This is a genomic window from Actinoallomurus oryzae, assembly GCF_039541955.1.
Taxonomy (GTDB): domain Bacteria; phylum Actinomycetota; class Actinomycetes; order Streptosporangiales; family Streptosporangiaceae; genus Actinoallomurus; species Actinoallomurus oryzae.
The window spans coordinates 437,403-457,916 of sequence record NZ_BAABHF010000019.1 but is presented as its reverse complement, the minus strand read 5'-3'; the positions used below and the strand labels follow the sequence as shown (position 1 = coordinate 457,916).

Annotated in this window: 15 protein-coding genes; 8 read left to right on the top strand and 7 right to left on the bottom strand. The window is 72.1% G+C overall.

The features are described from left to right. Window positions 1-28: 28 nt before the first annotated feature. From ABEA10_RS16295 to ABEA10_RS16285, 3 genes are read right to left on the bottom strand one after another with little or no spacing between them, the layout of a single operon-like run. Window positions 29-259 carry a hypothetical protein gene (locus tag ABEA10_RS16295; protein ID WP_345464271.1) on the bottom strand — a complete coding sequence of 77 codons (231 nt, stop codon included), beginning with the start codon at window positions 257-259 and terminating at the stop codon, window positions 29-31. Between the two features lie 56 nt (window positions 260-315). Continuing rightward, window positions 316-1,716 carry an amidase gene (locus ABEA10_RS16290; protein WP_345464268.1) on the bottom strand — a complete coding sequence of 467 codons (1,401 nt, stop codon included), beginning with the start codon at window positions 1,714-1,716 and terminating at the stop codon, window positions 316-318. After that, a complete protein-coding gene (locus tag ABEA10_RS16285) occupies window positions 1,716-2,690 on the bottom strand; it encodes a D-2-hydroxyacid dehydrogenase (RefSeq protein WP_345464265.1) in 975 nt (324 codons plus the stop codon). Before ABEA10_RS16285 ends, ABEA10_RS16290 begins: the two co-directional genes overlap by 1 nt. Before the next feature lie 241 nt (window positions 2,691-2,931). Here ABEA10_RS16285 and ABEA10_RS16280 point away from each other — a divergent pair, with 241 nt between their 5' ends. Genes ABEA10_RS16280 through ABEA10_RS16265 form a run of 4 tightly spaced genes read left to right on the top strand, consistent with a single transcriptional unit; the run spans window position 2,932 to window position 5,628 of the window. After that, a complete protein-coding gene (locus tag ABEA10_RS16280; protein WP_329238521.1) occupies window positions 2,932-3,426 on the top strand; it encodes a DUF3830 family protein in 495 nt (164 codons plus the stop codon). 32 nt (window positions 3,427-3,458) lie between these two features. Then, window positions 3,459-4,202, top strand: coding sequence for a maleate cis-trans isomerase family protein (locus ABEA10_RS16275; RefSeq protein WP_345465154.1), 744 nt, complete (start codon window positions 3,459-3,461; stop codon window positions 4,200-4,202). 39 nt (window positions 4,203-4,241) lie between these two features. After that, entirely contained in the window at window positions 4,242-4,964 is a 723-nt protein-coding gene (locus ABEA10_RS16270) for a maleate cis-trans isomerase family protein (protein ID WP_345464259.1), read from the top strand. A 1-nt stretch (window position 4,965) separates the two neighbouring features. Continuing rightward, on the top strand, window positions 4,966-5,628 hold the full coding sequence (locus tag ABEA10_RS16265; protein WP_345464256.1) for a GntR family transcriptional regulator: 663 nt from the start codon (window positions 4,966-4,968) through the stop codon (window positions 5,626-5,628). Between the two features lie 405 nt (window positions 5,629-6,033). Here the strand turns inward: ABEA10_RS16265 and ABEA10_RS16260 are convergent, their stop codons facing one another. Continuing rightward, complete coding sequence (locus ABEA10_RS16260; protein WP_345464253.1) at window positions 6,034-7,503, bottom strand: NAD-dependent succinate-semialdehyde dehydrogenase; 1,470 nt, start codon at window positions 7,501-7,503, stop codon at window positions 6,034-6,036. 92 nt (window positions 7,504-7,595) lie between these two features. Here ABEA10_RS16260 and ABEA10_RS16255 point away from each other — a divergent pair, with 92 nt between their 5' ends. Next, window positions 7,596-8,846, top strand: coding sequence for an aspartate aminotransferase family protein (locus ABEA10_RS16255; RefSeq protein WP_345464250.1), 1,251 nt, complete (start codon window positions 7,596-7,598; stop codon window positions 8,844-8,846). A gap of 77 nt (window positions 8,847-8,923) precedes the next feature. Continuing rightward, a complete protein-coding gene (locus tag ABEA10_RS16250) occupies window positions 8,924-9,376 on the top strand; it encodes a MarR family winged helix-turn-helix transcriptional regulator (RefSeq protein ID WP_329238503.1) in 453 nt (150 codons plus the stop codon). Between the two features lie 47 nt (window positions 9,377-9,423). Here the strand turns inward: ABEA10_RS16250 and ABEA10_RS16245 are convergent, their stop codons facing one another. Continuing rightward, window positions 9,424-12,219 carry a glycoside hydrolase family 2 protein gene (locus ABEA10_RS16245; RefSeq protein WP_345464245.1) on the bottom strand — a complete coding sequence of 932 codons (2,796 nt, stop codon included), beginning with the start codon at window positions 12,217-12,219 and terminating at the stop codon, window positions 9,424-9,426. A gap of 211 nt (window positions 12,220-12,430) precedes the next feature. On the opposite strand from ABEA10_RS16245, the gene ABEA10_RS16240 reads away from it, so the two are divergent. Continuing rightward, window positions 12,431-14,149 carry a cellulose binding domain-containing protein gene (locus tag ABEA10_RS16240; protein WP_345464242.1) on the top strand — a complete coding sequence of 573 codons (1,719 nt, stop codon included), beginning with the start codon at window positions 12,431-12,433 and terminating at the stop codon, window positions 14,147-14,149. Between the two features lie 94 nt (window positions 14,150-14,243). On the opposite strand, the gene ABEA10_RS16235 is transcribed toward ABEA10_RS16240, so the two are convergent. Together ABEA10_RS16235 and ABEA10_RS16230 are read right to left on the bottom strand one after the other, a co-directional pair. Continuing rightward, a complete protein-coding gene (locus ABEA10_RS16235; protein WP_345464239.1) occupies window positions 14,244-17,279 on the bottom strand; it encodes an AfsR/SARP family transcriptional regulator in 3,036 nt (1,011 codons plus the stop codon). Window positions 17,280-17,601: 322 nt separating this feature from the next. Continuing rightward, window positions 17,602-18,762 (bottom strand): permease, encoded by a 1,161-nt coding sequence (locus ABEA10_RS16230; RefSeq protein WP_345464236.1) that lies wholly within the window; start codon window positions 18,760-18,762, stop codon window positions 17,602-17,604. 828 nt (window positions 18,763-19,590) lie between these two features. Between ABEA10_RS16230 and ABEA10_RS16225 the strand changes: the two genes are divergently transcribed. Next, window positions 19,591-20,469: a cytochrome c biogenesis CcdA family protein gene (locus ABEA10_RS16225; protein ID WP_345464233.1), complete on the top strand. Its 879-nt coding sequence runs from the start codon at window positions 19,591-19,593 to the stop codon at window positions 20,467-20,469. The last annotated feature ends 45 nt before the right edge of the window (window positions 20,470-20,514 follow it).

Below are 20,514 nucleotides of genomic sequence, written 5' to 3'. Positions count from 1 at the left end.
GAGGGCGGCCCGCCTCGTCGTACCACGCCTAGTGCTCGACGGCGATGCCTCCGCGCACGCTGACGGTGGACAGCGGATCGCCGACGGCACGGACGACCCGCGGCGCGGGGTCCGCCTCGTGAACGGACGAACCGCCGAGCGGGGAGTACGGCGCGGCGTCCGGGTCCGCGACGGGTCGCTGATCAGGGCCTGATGCCCGGTCCGCGATGTTCACCACGTCGTTCCCCTCGGCCGCCGTACCTGACTGTTGCGCCCTCATATTAGGGGTCTGGACCTGTTGAGCCCAGCTTTACGCGGTGTGAGGCAACAAATGGTTCATTCGGGCGAATCGCCGACGACCGGCCGGCGGTCGTGCCAGGAGCCGGCCTGCTCGAAGGCGCGGCAGGCCGCCAGGACGCGGGCGTCCGCGTGGCGCGGGCCCACGACCTGCAGGCCCACCGGCAGGCCGGCCGACGTGAAGCCGCACGGCACGCTGGCCGCCGGCTGCTGGGTCATGTTGAACGGGTAGGTGAACGGCGTCCAGCTCGTCCACCGGGGCGACGGCGAGCCGGCCGGCGCCTCACGGCCGGCCTCGAACGCCGGAATGGGCATCGCCGGGGTCAGCAACAGGTCGTAGTCCTCGTGGAAGGCGCCCATCAGGCGGCCCAGCTCCATCCGGCACGCGGTCGCCGTGAGGTAGTCGAGCGCGGAGTGCCGCGCGCCCTGCTCGGAGATCTCCCGCAGGCCCGGGTCCAGCAGCTCGCGCTGGGCGGGGGTGAGCGACTCCACCGACTTGGCGGCGCCGGCGAACCAGAGGACGTGGAAGGCCTCCACCGGGTCGGCGAAGCCCGGGTCGGCCTGCTCCACCTGAGCGCCGAGGTCGGTGAAGACCGCGACCGCCTTCTCCACGACCGCCGCCACCTCCGCGTCCACCGAGGCGTACCCGAGTGCCGGGCTGAAGGCGATCCGCAGGCCCCGCAGGTCGACCGGCTCGGCCGGGACGGCCGGCGGCAGCGCCGACCAGTCGCGGCTGTCGGGCTCCGAGATCACCTCGAGCAGCAGCTCGGCGTCGGCGACGCTCCAGGTGATCGGGCCCACGTGTGCGAGCGTGCCGAACGGGCTCGCCGGGAAGTGCGGCACCCGGCCGTACGTCGGCTTGTGCGCGAAGACACCCGTGAAGGCGGCCGGGATGCGCACCGAGCCGCCCCCGTCGGTGCCCAGGGCGAGCGGCGCCATGCCGAGGGCGACCGCCGCGGCGGCGCCTCCGCTGGAACCGCCCGGCGTGCGCGACGGGTCCCAGGGGTTGCGGGTGACTCCGGTCAGCGGTCCGTCCGTGACGCCCTTCCAGCCGAGCTCGGGCGTCGTGGTCTTGCCGACGATCACGCCGCCGTGCTCGCGCACCCGCGCGACGGCGGGGGAGTCGTCCGGCCACGGGCCGTCCGGCGCGATCGTGCGCGAGCCGCGGAGCGTGGGGTGGCCGCGGGTCAGCAGGACGTCCTTGATCGAGATGGGGACGCCGTCGAGGCGCCCGAGCGGCTCGCCGCGCCGCCAGCGCTCCTCCGACGCGCGCGCCGCCGCGAGGGCCTCGTCGGGGGCGACGAGGCAGAACGCGTTGACCGACGGATCGGCCTCGGCGATGCGTGCCAGGACGGCGGACGTCGCCTCGACCGGGGACAGGCTCCCGGCGCGGAAGGCGGCCAGCATCTCGCTCGCGGTGAGGTACGCGATCTCGGCCATCAGGTCCCTCTCGTGACGTATCCCAGCTTCTTGTCGACCACATTCACCAGCGGACGTCCGTCCCGGTAGCGGCCCAGGTTGTCGAGGAACAGCTCGGCCAGCTCGTCGTGCCAGCCGACCGTGTCACCCGCCATGTGGGGGGAGACCAGGACGTTCGGCAGCGTCCAGAGCGGCGAGGACTCCGCCAGCGGCTCGGTCGCGAACACGTCGAGCGCCGCTCCGGCGATGCGGCCCTCGGACAGTGCGTCGACCAGTGCCTTCTCCACCACGAGCCCGCCGCGGCCGACGTTGATGAGCCGGGCGGAGGGCCGCATCCGGGCCAGCGCGGCGGCGTCGATCATGTCGCGGGTGAGGTCGGTGAGCGGCGCGGCGAGCACGACGTAGTCGGCGTCGGCGAGCGCCGGGGCCAGCTCGCCGAACGGCCGTACGTCACCCAGGTCCGGGTCGCCCGCCCGGCCGGAGCGGCCGATGCCCGAGACGGCCATGCCGACGGCGGACAGGCGGCGCCCGATGGCCCGGCCGATCGGGCCGGTGCCGACGACCAGGACGCGGGCACCGGTGATGCGCTCGGCGTCGCGGTGCCGCCACTCGCGGCGGTCCTGCAGGCGCACCGTGGTGTGCAGGTCCTTGGCGAAGCAGAGGATCAGCCCGAGGACGTACTCGGCGATCGGCTCGTCGAAGACGCCGCGCGAGTTGGTGACCACGACGTCGCTCTCGACGAGGCCGGGGAACAGCAGCCGGTCGACCCCCGCGCTGGCGATGTGCACCCACCGGAGCGCGTCGGCGCGCGGCCACGCGGCGGCGACGGCGTCGGACCAGAAGTCCCACAGGAAGAGCACCTCGGCGCCCGGCAGCGCCTCCGCCAGGCCGGCCGCGTCCGTACGCCGTACATCGGCGAGCCGTCCGATGGCGGCCAACCGGGGCGGCGGGGCATCGCCTTCCAGGACGAGAACGGCCGGATTCCGCGTGGTCACAGCTGACGCTCCCGTGCGTATTCCGAGGTCACCAGGGGCATTGACACGCTAGGCAGACTTCGTATGATTGTCAACAATCAGCGCCAGAGCTGATGAAGTGCTGCAAGACCGTCGCAACCTGAACCCACCCCGGACCTCATCACCCGGACCAGAGGCCAGGACGGATCCCAAGGCGCCCGCAGGGAAGTCATCGGGGTGAGCGACGTGCCTCACCTCGACCATGTGCAGTGGGAGGTCTGGCATGCCGAGACATATCAAGATCACGCTGGAGCGCCGCGGTGTGTCGTGCGTCGCGGAACTGCTCGACAAGGACGCGCCTCGTACGTGCGAGGCGGTGTGGCGGGCGCTCCCGCAGGGCGGCGACATCTACCACGCCAAGTACGCCCGCAACGAGGTCTACACGATGGTCGAGCGCTTCGCCGCCGAGGAGCCCGGCCTGGAGAACCCCACGGTCACGCCGATCCCCGGCGACGTCGTCTACTTCTCCTTCAACGGGGGCATGCTCGACCGGCGCTTCAAGGAGGAGAAGGGGATCGACGCGCTTCCGGGCGTGATCGATCTGGCGATCTTCTACGGCCGCAACAACCTGCTCCTCAACGGCGACGTGGGCTGGGTGCCCGGCAACGTCTACGCCACGATCGTCGAGGGCCTGGAGCCGATGGCCGAGGCGTGCAACGACGTGTGGCGCTCGGGCAGCGTGGGCGAGCGCCTGGTGTACCAGCGGTACGAACGGTGAGCGCCGACCTACCTCCGGGCGGTCCCGCGGACGTGGTCGTCGACTTCGAGTTGGTCGCCCAGGTCGGCGTCGGCGTGGTCGCGCCCTTCGACTTCGCCCTCGACCGCGAGCTGTGGCGCTGGGCGCCCGACCACGTGTCGCTGTACATGACCCGGCTGCCGTTCGTGCCGGTGCCGGTGACCGTCGAGATGGCCTCGGCGCTGGCCGACGTCGACACCGTACGGCGGGCGACGCGCGACGTGCTGGCGCCGGAGCCGCTGGTCGTCGCCTTCGCCTGTGCCTCGGGCAGCTTCGTGCACGGCGCGGAGGGCGAGCGGCTGCTGAGCCAGAGCATCCTGGACGCCGGCGCGCCCGCGGCCACGACGACCTCCGGGGCGCTGGTCGAGTCGCTCCGTCTCCTCGGCGTCAGCCGGATCGCGGTCGTCACGCCGTACATCGACAGCGTCACCGACCGGCTGCTCACCTTCCTCGGCGAGCACGGCATCGAGACGGGCTCCAGCGTCGGGCTCGGCCTGATGAACCACATCTGGAAGGTCGGCTACTCCGAGGTGGTCGCGGCGGTCCGCGCGGTCGACCGGCCGGACGCCGAGGCGATCTTCGTCAGCTGCACCAACGTCCCGACGTACGACATCATCGCGCCGCTGGAACGCGCGCTCGGCAAGCCGGTGCTCACCGCGAACCAGGTGACGATGTGCGCGGCGCTGCGGGCGATGGGAGCGCAGGCGATGGGCACCGGCCAGTGGCTCGTCGAGGCGGTACGTCCCACTGCGGCGTAACGCGGTAAGTTGTAAACAATCTGCCAAAATGGAGAGAAGATGGGCCACACGGTCGGGATCCTCTACCCCGGGTTCAGCGCCGAGGACGACTATCCGCAGATGGAACGTGTCCTCGGCGACGTGAGCCTGCCGGTGGTGCACACGCTCATGCGTGAGGACGCGCACCGTGTGGACGCCCTGCTGGACATCGGTGGCCCGGACGTTCTCGCCGAGGGCGCGCGTAAGCTGCGCGACCTCGGCGTGAGCACCGCGATCTGGGCCTGCACCAGCGGCAGCTTCGTGTTCGGCCGGCAGGGCGCGGCCGAGCAGGTCGCCGGGGTCGAACAGGCCGCGGGCGTGCCCGCGTCCAGCACCTCGTTCGCCTTCGTGAACGCCGTCCGGCATCTCGGCGTACGCCGGGTCGCGGTGGCGGCGACCTACCCGGCGGACGTCGCCGAGCGCTTCTCCGGCTTCCTGCGCGAGAGCGGCATCGAGGTGGTCGCGCTCTCGTGCCGAGGCATCATCACCGCGGCCGAGGTCGGCACGCTGGGCCGCGACGAGGTGCTCGGCTTCGTCGCCGCCAACGACCACACCGACGCCGAGGCCGTGCTGGTGCCCGACACGGCGCTGCACACCGTGGCCTGGCTCGACGACCTCGACGAACGGCTGGGCAAGCCCGTGCTCACCGCCAACCAGGTGAGCGTCTGGGAGGGTCTTCGCCTCGCCGGTGACCACGGCCTGCGTTCCGGAGCGGGCACACTTTTCCGTACGGAGGCTGCTTGACATGGGACGGCTGGGCGAGCTCGAGCCCGTACCCCGAAGATCCACCGTTGAGATCATCTCGGACGAGCTGCGATCCGCGATCATGTACGGATCGCTGGCCCCCGGCTCGCAGCTCGGCGAGGCCGACCTCGCGGCGCGCCTCGGCGTCAGCCGCGGGCCGCTGCGCGAGGCCATGCAGCGCCTCGTCCAGGAGGGCCTGCTGCGCAGCGAGCCGCACCGCGGCCTGTTCGTGATCACATTGGCCGAGGACGACGTGGAGGACGTCTACCTCGCCCGCCTCGCCATCGAGCGTGCCGCCTGCCGGATGATCATGGAGCGCAACCGGGGTGAGGCCCTGGTCCGGCTCACCGAGGCGCTCCAGGCGCTGGTGGACGCGGCCGGCCAGCGCGACCGCATCGCGATGAGCGACGCCGACCAGGCCTTCCACCAGGTGCTCGTCGCGTCGTCGGGGAGCCCGCGCCTGGAGCGCATGTCCCAGACGCTGCTCGTCGAGGCCCGGATGTGCCTGAACGCGCTCCAGGAGAAGTACCCGGAGCCGGAGGACCTGGTCGAGGAGCACCGCAAGCTGGTCGAGGCGATCAACGACGGCGACGAAGAACGCCTCCTGCGGCTCATCGAGGAGCACATGACCGACTCCATCGAGCGCCTGCGCCCCCCGAACTAGCGGTCGCGAGGACACACTTGACCGTGCCGGCCTGAGGGTGGCGCAGACCGCGCCCGGCCGGGAGTGAGGGTCCCCCTAATGGGAGCCGCCGGGTGAGGGCGAGTCTGTGAGGGTGCCCCTCACCGTGCCGGGTCGGGGTCGGGGTGCCCCTCACGATGTCGGGTCGGGGTCGGGGTCGGGGTGCCCCTTACCGTGCCGGGTCAGGGTGAGGGTGCCCCTTACCGTGCCGGGTCCCGGCGAGGGTGCCCCTCACGTGAGTCGAGGGCGCTGCGGCGGGCCAGCCAGTCGTCCGCGGTCGTGGCCCGACACCGTAACCCACGGGCGGGATGGGAGGGCTCCGCGGGGGGCCGCCGGCCTCCCGCGGCGGCCCCCCGCGACCGGTCCCCAGTGACCGCCCCCGCCGCCTCAGCCCAGGGCGATGTACTTGGTCTCCAGGAACTCCTCGATGCCCACCTTGCCGCCCTCGCGGCCGAGGCCCGAGTGCTTGACGCCGCCGAAGGGCGCCGCCGGGTTGGACACCACGCCCCGGTTGAGGCCGACCATGCCGGTGTCGAGCGCCTCCGACACCCGCAGCGCCCGGTCGAGATCCCGGGTGTAGACGTAGGAGACCAGGCCGTACTCGGTGTCGTTGGCCCACGCCAGGGCCTGGTCCTCGGTGTCGAAGACGGTCACCGGGGCGACCGGGCCGAAGATCTCCTCGTGGCGCATCCGGGCGTCGGCCGGCACCCCCGACAGGACCGTCGGCGGGTAGAAGTAGCCCGGCCCCGCCGGCACCGACCCGCCCGTGCGGACCGTCGCGCCGCGGCTCACCGCGTCGTCCACGAGCGCGGCGACCTTCTGCCGGCCCGCCTCGTCGATCAGTGGCCCGACCTGGGTGCCGGGGTCCAGGCCGGGGCCGACGGTCAGCCCGCCCATCCGCGTCGCCAGCCGCCGGGTGAACTCCTCGGCGATCGGGGCCTCGGCGTAGAAGCGGTTCGCGGCGGTGCAGGCCTCGCCGATGTTGCGCATCTTGGCCAGCATCGCGCCCTCGACCGCCGCGTCGAGGTCGGCGTCGGCGAACACGATGAACGGGGCGTTGCCGCCCAGCTCGAGCGAGACCCGCAGCACCTGGCCGGCGCACTGGCCGAGCAGCATCCGCCCGACCTCCGTCGAGCCGGTGAACGACAGCTTGCGGATGCGGCCGTCGCGGAGCAGGGGCTCGACCAGCGGGCCGGGGGTGGAGGTCGGCACGACGTTCAGCACGCCGTCGGGCAGACCGGCCTCGCGCAGCACGTCGGCGAGGGCCAGCGCCGACAGCGGCGTCTGCTCGGCCGGCTTGAGCACCATCGTGCAGCCGGCCGCGACGGCGGGCCCGATCTTGCGGCTGCCCATCGCCATCGGGAAGTTCCACGGCGTCACGAGCAGCGTCGGGCCCACCGGCTGCCGCATGACGAGGAACCGGCTTCCGCCGTCCGGCGCGACGGCGTAGTCGCCGCCGATCCGCACCGCCTCTTCGGCGAACCACCGGAAGAACTCCGCGGCGTAGGCGACCTCGCCCAGCGACTCGCCGATCGGCTTGCCCATCTCCGCGGTCATCAGCGCGGCGAACTCCTCGCGGCGGGCGAGCAGCAGCTCGTGGGCGCGGCGCAGGATCTCACCGCGCTCGCGCGGCGCCGTGGCCGCCCAGGACGCCTGCGCCGCGACCGCGGCCTCCAGCGCCGCCATGCCGTCGGCGGGCGTGGCGTCGGCGACCGAACACAGCGTCTTGCCGGTCGCCGGGTCCTCGACCGTGAACGCGCCACCGCCCTCGGCGTCATGCCACGAGCCGCCGACGAACAGCCCCTTGGACACGGACTCCACCGCCGTACGCGCTGTTTCGAACTCGCCTTCGCTCATGGAGCCCTCCTGACCTGCGACCTGCGTCTGGACAATGCCCTTGGAGCATGCTTGCATATCATCATATTGTCAACAATCTTCAGGAGCGACCCATGGCGCAGTTGTCCCCGGTTCTGACCCAGGCCACGCCCGTGCTGGCCGCCCGTGGCGAGGGCGTTCACCTCTACGACGAGGAGGGCCGCCGCTACCTGGACTTCACCGCCGGGATCGGCGTGACGAGCACCGGGCACTGCCACCCGCGCGTCGTACGGGCGGCGCAGGAGCAGGTCGCCACACTCATCCACGGCCAGTACACGACGGTGATGCACCGCCCGCTGCTCCGCCTCACCGAGCGCCTGGGGGAGGTGCTCCCGGAGGGCCTCGACGCGCTGTTCTACCTCAACTCCGGCAGCGAGGCCGTCGAGGCGGCGATCCGGCTGGCCCGCCACGCGACCGGCCGGCAGAACATCGTGGTCTTCCACGGCTCCTTCCACGGGCGCACCATGGGCGCGGCCTCGCTGACCACGGCCGGCACCAAGTTCCGCGCGGGCATCGGCCCGCTGATGCCCGGGGCGGCGGTCGCGCCGTTCCCGCAGGCGTACCGGTACGGCTGGAGCGAGGAGGAGGCCACGCGCTTCGCGCTGCGCGAGCTGGACTACCTGCTCGCGACGGTCAGCCCCGCCCAGGACACCGCCGCGTTCGTGGTCGAGCCGGTGCTCGGCGAGGGTGGCTACATCCCCGCCCCGCCCGGGTTCCTGGAGGGGCTGCGCGAGCGCGCCGACCGGCACGGCAGCCTGCTCATCGTCGATGAGGTCCAGACCGGCTTCGGGCGCACCGGGCGGTTCTGGGGCCACGAGCACGCCGACGTACGGCCCGACGTGCTCATCACGGCCAAGGGTCTGGCCAGCGGGTTTCCTCTGTCGGCGATCGCCGCTCCGGCCGAGCTGATGGGCCGCGCCTGGCCCGGCTCGCAGGGCGGCACGTACGGCGGCAACGCCGTCGCATGCGCGGCCGCCCTGGCCACGCTGGACGTCATCCAGGACGAGGGCCTGGTGGCCAACGCCGACGCGATGGGGCTCCGCCTGCGCGACGGGCTGCGCAAGGTCGCCTCGGCCCATCCGCTCATCGGCGACGTACGCGGCCGTGGCCTCATGCTGGGCAGCGAGTTCGGCGCCGGGGGCGAACCGGACACCGCGGCGGCCCAGCGCGCCCAGCGGGAGGCGGCGCAGCGCGGTCTGCTGCTGCTGACCTGCGGCGCGTACGGCAACGTCGTCCGGATGATCCCGCCGCTGGTGGTCGACGCGGCGCAGATCGACGAGGCGGTCCAGATCTGGTTCGAGGCGGTCGCCGCGACGGTGGAGTGACGAGGAGTGACGACGCCGACCCGCGCCGACCCGCGCCGACATGAGGGCGGAAATCCGGCCTAACTAGAATCTTGTTCGTGACCGAGACGCGATGGTTGAACGCCGAGGAGCAGCGCATCTGGCGTTCCTACCTGTACTCGCACCGGCTGCTGCTCGATGCGATCGACGCCCAGCTGCGCCGCGACTCGGGCCTCCCACACGCCTACTACGAGATCCTGGTGCGGCTGTCCGAGGAGGCCGGCCGGGCCCTGCGGATGGCCGAGCTCGCCGACGCCACGCGGATGTCGGCGAGCCGGCTCTCCCACGCCATCGCGCGCCTGGAGGAGCGCGGCTGGGTGCGCCGGGAGAACTGCCCGACCGACCGGCGCGGCCAGATCGCGGTGCTCACCGATGACGGCTTCGCGGCGCTGGAGGCCGCCGCCCCCGGGCACGTGGAGACCGTGCGCAGCGTCATCTTCGACACGCTCGACGAGGACCAGGTCCGCCGGCTGGGCGAGATCAGCGAGATCCTCGCCCGCCGGCTGACCTGACACCGGCCTGACGCTCCGGCTCGGCGGGCCGGTGAGCCGCCGGAGACCTAACCGGCGGCGATCGTCCGGTCGGACAGGTTGCGGCCGGTGAGGCTGACGACCGGATGCGCGCCACGCAGATCCGCGGCGTGGTAGCGCGCGGTCAGCGTCTGGCTCTGCCCCGGCCACAGCGTCACGTAGTTGTCGCTCCAGGTGATCGGCAGCACCTGGTTGTCGCCGCTCGCCGCCCGGCCGCCCGAGCCTCGCCGTACGTCGGCGCGGGTGAAGACCGTCGGCGCCTTGCCGGTGTTGCGGATCGTGACCGTGGTGACCGCGTCGGCGCCCTCGCGGCGGGTCGACGCCGACGCCGTGACGTTCGCCGCCGGGAGCTTCTGCAGGCCGGTCAGGTCGGCGTACCCGCCGGGCTTGAAGGTGGCCCCGCTGCCCTGGCCGATCGTCTTGCCCCAGTCGACCGCGTCCGGCTTGGTGGACAGCCAGTAGACGTTCCGGCTCACCGTACGGCCGCCCTTGGTCAGCGTGAGCTCGAGGAAGTAGGTCGGCGAGGTCTGCTCCGGCACCTTCGGCGTCAGCACCGTCCGTACGTCCTGCGAGGTCAGTCCGGAGACGGCGACCCGCCGCTCGTCCCGCACGGTGCCGTTCAGGTCGATGACGCGCGACGAGGCGGTCAGGCCGTCCTGCCGGGAGCGGGTCACGTTGGAGACCTTCACCGAGCCGTCGGCGTAGTCGTACATGATGTGCACCGGCTCGCCGGCCTTGCGCGCCCCGAAGTACACGCCCGGCTGGTCGAAGTCGTAGTTGTAGATGTTCCAGTGCAGCGACGGCCACGCCTTGTTCAGCATCCAGTAGATGACGCCGGAGCTGGGGTTGGCCGGGTCGACCGAGCGCGCGAGGTAGGCCTCGAACTGCGCCCGGGTCACCTCGTACCCGCCCATCTGCGCGATCTTCTGGTATGAGGCCATGTCGGACCAGGAGCCGTAGCGGTTCCACAGGGGGGTGTTGTACTGCCCCATCCGCGCGGTCTTCGTGTAGCTGTTGTACGTGGCGGCGACGTGGAACAGGTCCGGTCCGGTGCCCGGTCCCTTCGTCGTGGACAGGTCCCAGATCTTCGCCTGTTCGGCCGGCGTCAGGAAGCGGTTGAGCGAGTCCTGCGTCGGCACGGTGTTGCCGGCGCTGGTCTCGGTGTCGTACCCCCAGGCGCTGCCGGCGTTGGTGAAGCTCGGGTCGCTGCCCGCCGTCTCGGGGCCGTTCGCCCACCAGTAGCCCGGCGGCACGTAGTTGTACGGGCCCTCCTTGGCGCCGGACGGGCCGAGCTTCGGCGAGCTCTTGTACTCCGCCGAGGCCACCTGCGGCGTCTGCCAGTCCGCGTCCGCGAACGCCTTGAGGTAGATCGCCTCCTTGGCCGCCTCCGGAGCCTCGTCGCTGCCCTGGAACCAGGTGAAGACGCTCGGGTGGTTCCGCAGCCAGGAGGCGACGCGGGAGGCCTGGTTGGCCGCGTTCGCCCGGAGGGCGTCGGACCACGTGGAGATCGGGGTCTCCCAGCGGTCGCAGCACTGCCAGCCGGTCATCGCGAGGATCCCCGCGCGGTCCATCTGGGCGAACATGTCATCCGGCGGCAGGTTGCCCTCGAACCGGATGGTGTTCAGGCCGAGGTTCTTGACGTACGCGAGCTGGTCGCGGATGTTCTGCGGCGAGTAGCGCATGAACATGTCGGGCGACCACCCGCCGCCGCGGATCACCAGCGGCACCCCGTTGATCCAGAATTTCCGGTAGCCGTGGGGCGCGTGCGTCTTTCCCTCCGTGACGGGCGTGAGCGACGACGTCACGGTGCGGATGCCGAAGTCCTCGCCGTACCGGTCGGACTCCTTGCCCCCGGCCCGTACGGCGGCGTCGAGGTGGTACATCGGCTGGCCGCCCAGCTGGTACGGCCACCAGATCGCCGGGTGGGACAGGTGAAGCTGCCGGTGGTCGGCGGGGGAGAGCGTGACCGTGCGCGTGCTCCGCGCGGGGACGTCCGCCGTGGCGGTCACGTGGACGCGCGTCTTGCCGTGCGTGATGGTGGTGTCCAGCTCGCCGCGCTGGGCCGTGGAGGTGTCGTTGCGCAGGTCGGCCTTGACGGTGAGGTCGGAGCTGCTGAGGTCCTTGGCGTTGTTCTGCACGACGTGGACGTTGCGCAGCGAGATCGGCCCGGCCTGGGCGAGCTGCGGCGCGAACCGCAGGCCCGTACTCTCGTCCGGCGCGTGCGGGTTCCAGTCGAGCTGGCTGTCGGTGAGGTAGGTCTTCGGGGCGTTCTTGGCGACGTCGAGCGCGATCGCGTTGGCGCCGTCGTGGACGTAGGGCGTGATGTCGTACTCGAACCGCGAGTAGGCGCCCTGCAGCTGTGCGCGGTCGGCCACCTTGGTGCCGTTGACCCACAGGTCCGCCGTGCCCAGCACCCCGTTCATGATCAGGTACGTGCGGCCGCCGCCGGCCCGCGGGTGCACGGTGAGCTGCTCGCGGTACCACCAGTTCACGTCGAACTGGTCCTTCGGCACGCTCTTCAGCCGGTCGGAGAAGAAGACGTTCGGATACCTGCCGTTCTCCACCAGGCCCGCCATGAGGGTCTCGGGCTGGGAGAGCGGCAGCCAGCCGGTCGCGGAGTAGTCCGGACGGGAGATCTGCGCCCCGGAGTCTCCGGCGACGGACGAGGACTGGATGCGCCAGCCGGAGGTGAGCGGGGTGGTGCCGGTGCCGGGTGCGATGACGGCGGCGGGCGGCGGTGCCGCGGTGGCGACGTGAGACGGCGTCACGGTCGCCGCGGTGATCGTTCCCGCGAGCGCCACCATGATCAAAGGTGTCCTGACCATAGATAACCGTACCTTCCGGGTCCGGCCCTGACGCCGGCCGTCACCAGTTTGATTGGGAGCCTCCCTAACGATTTAGCCCAAGAAGGTCGCGCCCGCAAGGTTTTCCGTGAATGCCGATGAAAGCGGCTTTTCTCCGCGTAAGGGGTCAAGTTACCGTCAGGGCGGCATGTGGGAGCGCTCCCATAGCGACCCCGACCCTTTGGAGTGGCCAATGCGATCCCGACGCGTGATCTCGGCGATTCTGGCGCTCGCCCTGGGCGTCTTCGGCGGCCTGGTCACCGGCGTGAGCCCCGCGAACGCGGCCGTGCGCTGCGCGGTGGACTACGCCGTGAACGACTGGGGCTCCGGCTTCACCGCCTCCATCACCCTGCACAACCTCGGTGACCGGCTCGACGGCTGGACGCTGACCTACGCCTACACCGGCGATCAGACGCTCACCCAGGGCTGGAGCGGCGACTGGAGCCAGTCGGGCCGGACGGTCACGGTGACCCGCGCCTCGTGGAACGGCACGCTCGCCACCGGCGCGAGTGTCCAGATCGGCGCGAACTTCACCTACAGCGGGACCAACGCCGCTCCCGCGTCGTTCGCGGTCAACGGGACCACCTGTGGGGGAGGGGACGGCGGCGGCGCCACGCCGCAGGTGAGCATCACCAGCCCGGCGGACGGCGCCGCCGTCGCCACGGGAGCGGACCTGCCGATCACCGCGACCGCCACCGAGACGGACGGCTCGATCGCCAAGGTGGAGTTCTACGACGGATCGACGCTGCTCGGCACCGACACGACCAGCCCGTACGCCTACACCTGGGCCGGCGTCCCGGCCGGTGCGCACACGCTCACCGCCCGGGCCTATGACGCGGACGGCGCGTCGGCGACCTCCGCCGCCGTGCACGTGACCGCTGGCGGCGGTGGCGGGAGCACGACCGCGCCGAAGCTGCACGTGTCCGGGAACCACCTGGTCGACGCCGCCGGCGCCACCGTACGGCTGCGCGGCGCGAACCGGTCCGGCGGGGAGTTCATGTGCGTGCAGGGCTACGGCTTCTGGGACGGCCCGGTCGACGACGCGTCGATCGCGGCGATGGCGGCCTGGCACATCACCACGGTGCGGATCCCGCTCAACGAGGACTGCTGGCTCGGGCTGAGCGACGTCGACTCCCGGTACGGGGGCGCCGCGTACCAGAGCGAGGTGAAGGGATTCGTCTCCCGGCTGGAGGCGCACGGCATCACGCCGATCGTCGAGATGCACTGGAGCCACGGCACCTACACCGGCCCCTCCTCCGGCTGCCCGGACGTGAACGCGACCTGCCAGAAGCCGATGCCGGACGCGCAGTACGCCCCCACCTTCTGGACCGGCGTCGCGAACGCCTTCAAGGGCGACACCGCGGTGGTGTTCGACCTGTTCAACGAGCCGTACCCGGAGCGGGCGACCGGCGACGAGACCTCCGGCTGGACCTGCTGGCGCGACGGCGGCACGTGCGCCGGCATCCCGTACCAGGTGGCGGGGTTCCAGTCGCTGGTCGACGCGGTACGCGCGACCGGCGCGGACAACGTCATCCTCATCGGCGGTCTGGCCTACTCCAACGACCTGACCCAGTGGCTCGCGTACGAGCCGTCGGACCCGCGGCACGACCTCGCGGCGTTCGCGCACCTGTACAACTTCAACACCTGCTCCAGCACGTCGTGCTTCGACTCCCAGCTCGCGCCCGTGGCGGCGAAGGTGCCGCTGACGCTGAGCGAGATCGGCGAGAACGACTGCGGGCACGGGTTCATCGACACCGTCATGAACTGGGCGGACGCGCACGGCGTCGGCTATCTCGGCTGGACCTGGAACACCTGGGACTGCTCGTCCGGCCCGTCGCTGATCAGCGACTACGACGGCACCGCCACGCCGTTCGGCGCCGGGCTGCGCGACCACCTGGCCGCGACGTCCTGACGGCAACACCGCGAGCGCGACCGGCCGGAAGGCAGGCCGCGCTTGCGCCGTCACCGGGCCGCGCTCGCGCCGTCACCGGGCCGCGCTCGTGCCGTCACCGGTTCGCGCCGGCCTGCTCCAGCAGCGCGGTGACCTCCGCGGACCCGGTCGCGTCGGACAGCTCCTCGAACAGCGTGCGGGCCTCGGCCCAGGCGCGTACGGCGGCGGCCGTGTCGCCGGTGCCCGCGTGGGCACGGCCGAGGCTGCGCAGCGTCTCGGCGAGGAAGGACGTCCAGCCGCGGCTCCGCCAGACCTGCACCGACTCTTCCAGCCGGAGCGTCGCCGAGGCGTACCGCCCGGCGGCCAGGTCCAGGTCGCCGAGGACCTTCAGGGCGTCGGCCAGGTGGTGCGGCATGCCGTACCGGCGGCTGACGGACAGGACGGCCTCGGCGGTCGGCCGTGCGCGGGGATCATCCAGCGCGGCGTACAGCTTGGCGAGGTAGAGCAGCGAGAACGCCTCCGCGTAGCGGTCGCCTCGCGCGTGGCACATGGTGAGCGACGTGACGAGCAGGTCGTGACCGCTGTCGAGCCGGCCGGCCGCGCAGTGCGCGGCACCCAGGAACTGCATCGCGGTGGCCTCGAAGCGCGGGTTGCCCAGCTCGCGTGCGAGCTGGAGCGCGTGGGTCAGGTGCTCGATGGCGGCGTCGGCGCGCGCCTGCCCGTAGGCGACGCCCATCATGTGGCGCGCGCGTGCCTGCCCACCGAGGTGGTCGTGGTCGCGCGCCAGCTCCAGCGCGCGGCCGGCCACCGCCAGCGCCTCATCCGGGTCGCCCTCGGCCACGAGCGCCCAGGCGCAGTTCACCAGCGCGTCGGCCATGCCGCGCGGCTCGCCCAGCTCCTCGAACATCGCCAGGAGCCGCCGCGACCGCTCGTGCAGCGTGGCCATGGCGGTGCCCGACGGCGAGGCCGAGGTCCAGGTCGTCAGCTCGACCAGCCCGCGGGTCAGCACGGCCTCGCCGAGCCGGTTGCCGGTGGAGCGGCAGAGCCGCAGGGCGCGTTCGTGGACCGCCTGCCACTCCGCCGTCATGACGCGGACGTCGAAGTACTTCTCCAGGCATCCGGCCAGGTCCCAGGCGAACTCGTCGAGGCCGAGGTCGCACGCCTGGCCCACCGCGGCCACCAGCGCCGGCCATTCGGCGTCGAACCAGGCGGCCGGGTCGTGCAGCGCCGCGGCGGTGAGGGCGGCCGGCAGCGGCCACCGGGGCGCGGTGCCGTGGATGGCCGCGTAGCACGGGCCCGGCACCTGCTCGGCGGCGCGTTCGGCCAGGGCGAGCCAGGCGCTGAAGGCCCGGGTCAGCGCCGCGAGCCATGCCTCCGGCTCCTCGTCGAAGCACCGCTCGCGCGCGTACAGGCGCAGCAGATCGTGGAAGCGGTAGCGGGGCCGCCCGGCCGGGTCGGCGCCGCCGACGTCGAGCAGCCGGGCGTCCACGAGCGTCTCGAGGTGTTCCCGCGCCTCCTCCATCGGGGCGTCCAGCATCGCGGCGGCCACCCAGTCCGCCACTTCGCCCACGTCCAGCAGGCCGAGCCGCCGGAACAGGGTCCGCGTGCCGGCGGGCAGGCGGGCGTAGGCGACCGCGAAACCGGCGCGGACCGCGAGATCGCCGGTGGACAGCTCGTCGAGCCGCCGGTGCTGGTCGCCGAGGATCGCGGCCAGATGGCCGAGGCTCCAGCGGCGGCGGCCGGCCAGGCGCGCGCCCGCGATCCGCACGGCCAGCGGCACGTACGCGCAGAGCCGGGCGATCTCGGCGGCGGCCTCGGGCTCGGCCTCGACGCGCTCCGGCCCGGCGATCCGGGTCAGCAGCGCGATCGCCTCCCGGGCGCCGAACACCTCCAGCTCGATCGACCGGGCCGACTCCAGCCCGGTCAGCCGGGCCCTGCTGGTCACGATCACCGCCGAGCCCGGCGACCCGGGCAGCAGCGGGCGCACCTGGCGTTCGGTGGCGGCGTTGTCGAGCACGACGAGGACCCGCCGCCCGGCGAGCAGGCTCCGGAACAGCGCACTGCGCTCCTCCAGCGACTCCGGGACGGCGTGCCCGGCGATGCCGAGCGCGGTGAGGAATCCGCCGAGCACCCGGGCCGGGTTCACCGGTTCGGCCAGCTCGGCGCCCAGGTCGGCGTACAGCTGCCCGTCGGGGAACCGGGCCGCGACGCGATGCCCGACGTGCACGGCGAGCGCCGTCTTGCCGACACCGCCCATCCCGGAGATCACCACCGGCGTGGCGGTCTGTTCGATCGCCCGGACCAGCAGAAGGACGTGCGCCTCCCGGCCGGTGAAGTCGGCGATCGCGGGCGGCAGCTGGGCGGGCGGCGGCAGCGCGGTCTCCACGAGCGGGCCGGGTCCGTGGTCACGGTCCCGGGCGAGCACGGTGAGGTACGCGCGCTGGACGCGCGCACCGGGCTCGACGCCCATCTCGTCGATGATCCGCTCGCGTACGCGCTGGTAGCGCCGGAGAGCGTCGGCCGGGCGTCCGGCGATCGCCAGCAACTCGATGAGGCTCGCCTGGAGCTCCTCGTCCAGCGGATGCTCGTCCGCCAGGGCGTCCACCCGCGCCACCGCCGAGCCGGGCCGGCCCGCCGCGATGGCGGCCTCGGCGAACGCCACGGCGGCCCGGCGGACACCGTCGTCGGCCTCGCGGACGAGCGACCCGGCACGGTCGAGGTCGGCCAGGACGGGCCCCCGCCGCAGGTCCAGGGCGGACTCCAGCAGCTCGCACCGCACCGACGGGTCGTCGGCGGACGCGGCGCTCCGCACCCGCGCGCGGAACCGGCCGAGGTCCACCGCCTCGGCGGGCACGACCAGCCGGTAGCCCGCGCCGTCGTACTCGACCGGCGGCGTGTCACCCGGCAGCCGGCCCAGCCAGTCGCGCAGACGCGAGACCGCGGCCTGCACCGATCCGCGGCCGGTACGGTCCGCCCGGTCGGCCCACACGAGCTCGATCAGCTGCTCGGTCGTCAGCGGCCGTCTCCCCGCGAGCAGCAGCACGCCGAGCAGTCCGCGGACCACCGCGGACCCGGGCGGCGGCACGGGCCGCCCGTCCACCTCGATCACCAACGGGCCGAGCACGCCGAACCGCGGCTCACCGGTGCCCATCCAGTCCTCACGCCTCCGTCATCGGGTCCGAGATCCTGCAGCCCTTGGACTCCGCGCGTAACGATCCGGTTGCATCCGGGACCCGGGATCGTCTCGTCCGTAAAGGCCGTTCGGTAGGGCGGGTCGGCATGGAGGTGACCATAGTGTTCCTTGCCGTCACGGCCGTCACGGCGCACGATCGGGACATGATGCGCAATTGCTCATGTGGTCACGGCTCGAGCTGCTCCTGCCCCAAGGGCTGTTCGTGCGGGTGCAACGGCTGACGATTCCGCAGCCATGACAGCCGGCGTCGCGGAGCCGGCCGAGCGGGTCAGCGTGCCGGCTACCCGTGATGGTGGGCCGTCTCGTCCTTCTCGGGGTCGCCGCCCATCATCGTCAGCATCGGCACGCCGCCCGTACGGATGAAGCGGGCGATGAGGACGGCGGTGATGCCCAGGAAGGCGATGTTGAGCCAGGTCGTGTAGTTCCAGGAGACATGTGCCGCCATGACGGCCGCATGGCGTTTCTCCGGTACCAGCCCGGTCGTGCCGAAGATCAGCTCGACGAGGTACCCGGCGACGACCATGGCGGCGTAGAACGTCGCGGCGACGAACAGGGCCATCCGGATGCCGTAGTACTTCCGGTAGATGTTGATGATCGGCAGGATGATCAGGTCGCCGAAGATGAAGGCGATCACGCCGCCGAAGCTGATGCCGCCGTTCCACAGCACCGCGGCGAGCGGGACGTTGCCGATCGAGCAGACGAAGCTGACCACGGCGACCAGCGGCCCGACTAGCGGGCCCCAGAGCGCTGCCGCCGTCGGGTGTCCGGCCAGGAAGAAGTGGCGCCAGAACGAGTCGGGCACCCAGGCGGCGACGGCTCCGGCGATGAGCAGCCCGACGACGAGGTCGCGCAGGATGGCCGCCCACTCCATGACGAACACGTGCGAGACCGCGGTGAGCGCCTCGCGCGAGAACAGCCGCTGCCGGAACGAGCCCTCCCGGCGCACCGCCATGTCCATCGCCGCGTGGCCCTCCATCGAGCCGGCGACTCCGCGTTCGGCCTGCTGACGTGCCTCGCGCAGCAGCCGCTCCCGCAGGAACAGGCGGAACAGGAGCGCGATGGCCGCGATCATGACGGGCCCGCCGACGAACTCGGCCGCGGTGAACTGCCAGCCCATCAGCAGGGCCAGCACGATGCCGAGTTCGATCACGAGATTGGTCGAGGCGATCTCGAACGCCATCGCGGCCGTGAAGCTCGCCCCCTTGCGGAACAGCGAACGCGCCAGCGCGACGGCGGCGTAGGAGCAGGAGGAGGACGCGGCGCCGAGGCCGGTCGCGACGGTGAGCGTGCCCGGCCGGTCGTCCCCGAGCAGCCGGACGATCGTCGACCGCCGTACGACGGCCTGTACGACCGCAGACAGCGCGAATCCGAGGATCAGCGCCCACAGGATCTCCCACGCCATCGACCCCGCTATCGCCAGCGCATGCCCGATCGCGCCCATCGTGCTCCCTTCCGGCCGAGGACGTCCAAGAAGCGACCTCTGGCGATGGTATTACCCCTGTGGGGTATATGCCAGCGATCCCGGCGCGCCGGGGTGCCGCGTGGGAGAGCGGGGCGGGAGCGCGCGGATGGCGGGGCGGGCGCCGCGCGGGATGGCGGGGGCCACGTGGATAGCGGGTTGAGGCGCCATGCGGATGGCGGGGGTTGGGCGCTACGCGAATGGCGGGCCGAGGTGCCACGCGAACGAACGCCCGCCGGGGTCTCCGCGCGTTCGAGTAGAGGCGATGGGCGACCGGGAGGATCTCCCGATCGCCCAACGGGACTGTCGTCCCTCGCGCCGGCCGGACGTACGGCCGCGGCGGGCAGGGTCGCCGACGCCGCATCCCCGCGCCACCGGGATGCGGCGTCTCCTGCCCTCGGTTTCGCGCGTTACGCCTTCGTGCGACCGGCCGCGGACCGAGTTATCCGGCTGGCGATAAATGCGCCATCGCATTCCGAATCGACCGCAAGAGTGCACAATGTGCGATCTCTTCTACTCTCCGCTGGCGCGGTGTGTGCCGTCAAGGCCGCCAGACGTAAACAACTTCGCCCGTTACGTCACAATAAATCTTCACTTGTGTATCAGGCCATCGGTACTTGGCCGAGCCGCCTACGGTCATGCGCGGAATCCTGCCGCCCGTCCTGGCCGACCACAGACGCGTGCTACCGAGTCATACCGTGGCGTTCGGGGTAAACCCCCAGCACACATGCCTCATTCGTCCGCCAGGACCGATCCAGGCGATCAATGTGGGGGCGCACGATTCGCAGGGAAGGCACGGTGAGGGACGGCATGCCTGACGTCGGCTATCTGGCGGCGTTCTTCGGCGGGGTGCTGGCGCTGATCAGTCCTTGCAGCGCGCTGTTGCTGCCGTCGTTCTTCGCCTACGCCTTCCAGCGCACCTCACAGCTCGCAGGACGCACGGTGCTGTTCTACGCCGGTCTGCTGATCACGTTGGTTCCGCTGGGTGCGGGATCGTCGGCGGCGGTATCGCTGTTCTACGGGCATCGTGAGGCGCTGGTCCTCATCGCGGGTTGGCTGATCGTCGGCTTGGGGGTGGGCCAGGTCTTCGGCGGCGGCTTCGCGTTCGGACCGGCGGTGCGGCTGCAGCAGCGGGTGGCGGGCCGGGGCGGTCTGGTGTCGGTCGTGGGACTCGGCGCGGCGTACGGGCTGGCCGGGTTCTGTTCCGGACCGATCCTCGGAGCGGTGCTCACCGTCGCTGCCGCGGGAGGCCGGCCGTTGCGCGGTGGCGCACTCCTGGCGGTGTACGCGCTCGGGATGGCGGCTCCGATGTTCGTACTGGCGCTGCTGTGGGACCGCTTCCGGCTGGGCGAGCGCGGGTGGCTGCGGGGCAGGCTCGTCCGGATCGGTCGGTTTCGCCTGCACACCACGATGCTGGCCTCCGGTCTGCTGTTCGTCGGGGTGGGTGTGTTGTTCCTGGCCTATGACGGGACCGCCGGGATCACCGGGGCGCTCGGCATGGGCGAGACCGCCTCAGCCGATGGCGCGGCGCAGCGGTGGATCGCCGGCCTCCGGGTGCCGGACTGGCTGGTGCTGCTCGTGGCGGCGGTCGTCACCGTGGCCGTCACGGCTTGGCGCTGGCGCCGCGCCTGCACGGGAGAACCCCGCGCGCCGGGCGAAACGCCGGGAGCAGGCGGTGACCGTGGATGATCGGAGCCTGGCCGGAAGATCATCGTCGGCATGAGGCGGCATGAG

Coding starts and splice junctions, on each gene's coding strand:
- ABEA10_RS16270 (WP_345464259.1), top strand. CDS start 4,242: ATGGGCCACACGGTCGGGATCCTCTACCCCGGGTTCAGCGCCGAGGAC.
- ABEA10_RS16230 (WP_345464236.1), bottom strand. CDS start 18,762: ATGGGCGCGATCGGGCATGCGCTGGCGATAGCGGGGTCGATGGCGTGG.
- ABEA10_RS16290 (WP_345464268.1), bottom strand. CDS start 1,716: ATGGCCGAGATCGCGTACCTCACCGCGAGCGAGATGCTGGCCGCCTTC.
- ABEA10_RS16265 (WP_345464256.1), top strand. CDS start 4,966: ATGGGACGGCTGGGCGAGCTCGAGCCCGTACCCCGAAGATCCACCGTT.
- ABEA10_RS16245 (WP_345464245.1), bottom strand. CDS start 12,219: ATGGTCAGGACACCTTTGATCATGGTGGCGCTCGCGGGAACGATCACC.
- ABEA10_RS16225 (WP_345464233.1), top strand. CDS start 19,591: ATGCCTGACGTCGGCTATCTGGCGGCGTTCTTCGGCGGGGTGCTGGCG.
- ABEA10_RS16280 (WP_329238521.1), top strand. CDS start 2,932: ATGCCGAGACATATCAAGATCACGCTGGAGCGCCGCGGTGTGTCGTGC.
- ABEA10_RS16255 (WP_345464250.1), top strand. CDS start 7,596: ATGGCGCAGTTGTCCCCGGTTCTGACCCAGGCCACGCCCGTGCTGGCC.
- ABEA10_RS16240 (WP_345464242.1), top strand. CDS start 12,431: ATGCGATCCCGACGCGTGATCTCGGCGATTCTGGCGCTCGCCCTGGGC.
- ABEA10_RS16235 (WP_345464239.1), bottom strand. CDS start 17,279: ATGGGCACCGGTGAGCCGCGGTTCGGCGTGCTCGGCCCGTTGGTGATC.
- ABEA10_RS16295 (WP_345464271.1), bottom strand. CDS start 259: ATGAGGGCGCAACAGTCAGGTACGGCGGCCGAGGGGAACGACGTGGTG.
- ABEA10_RS16260 (WP_345464253.1), bottom strand. CDS start 7,503: ATGAGCGAAGGCGAGTTCGAAACAGCGCGTACGGCGGTGGAGTCCGTG.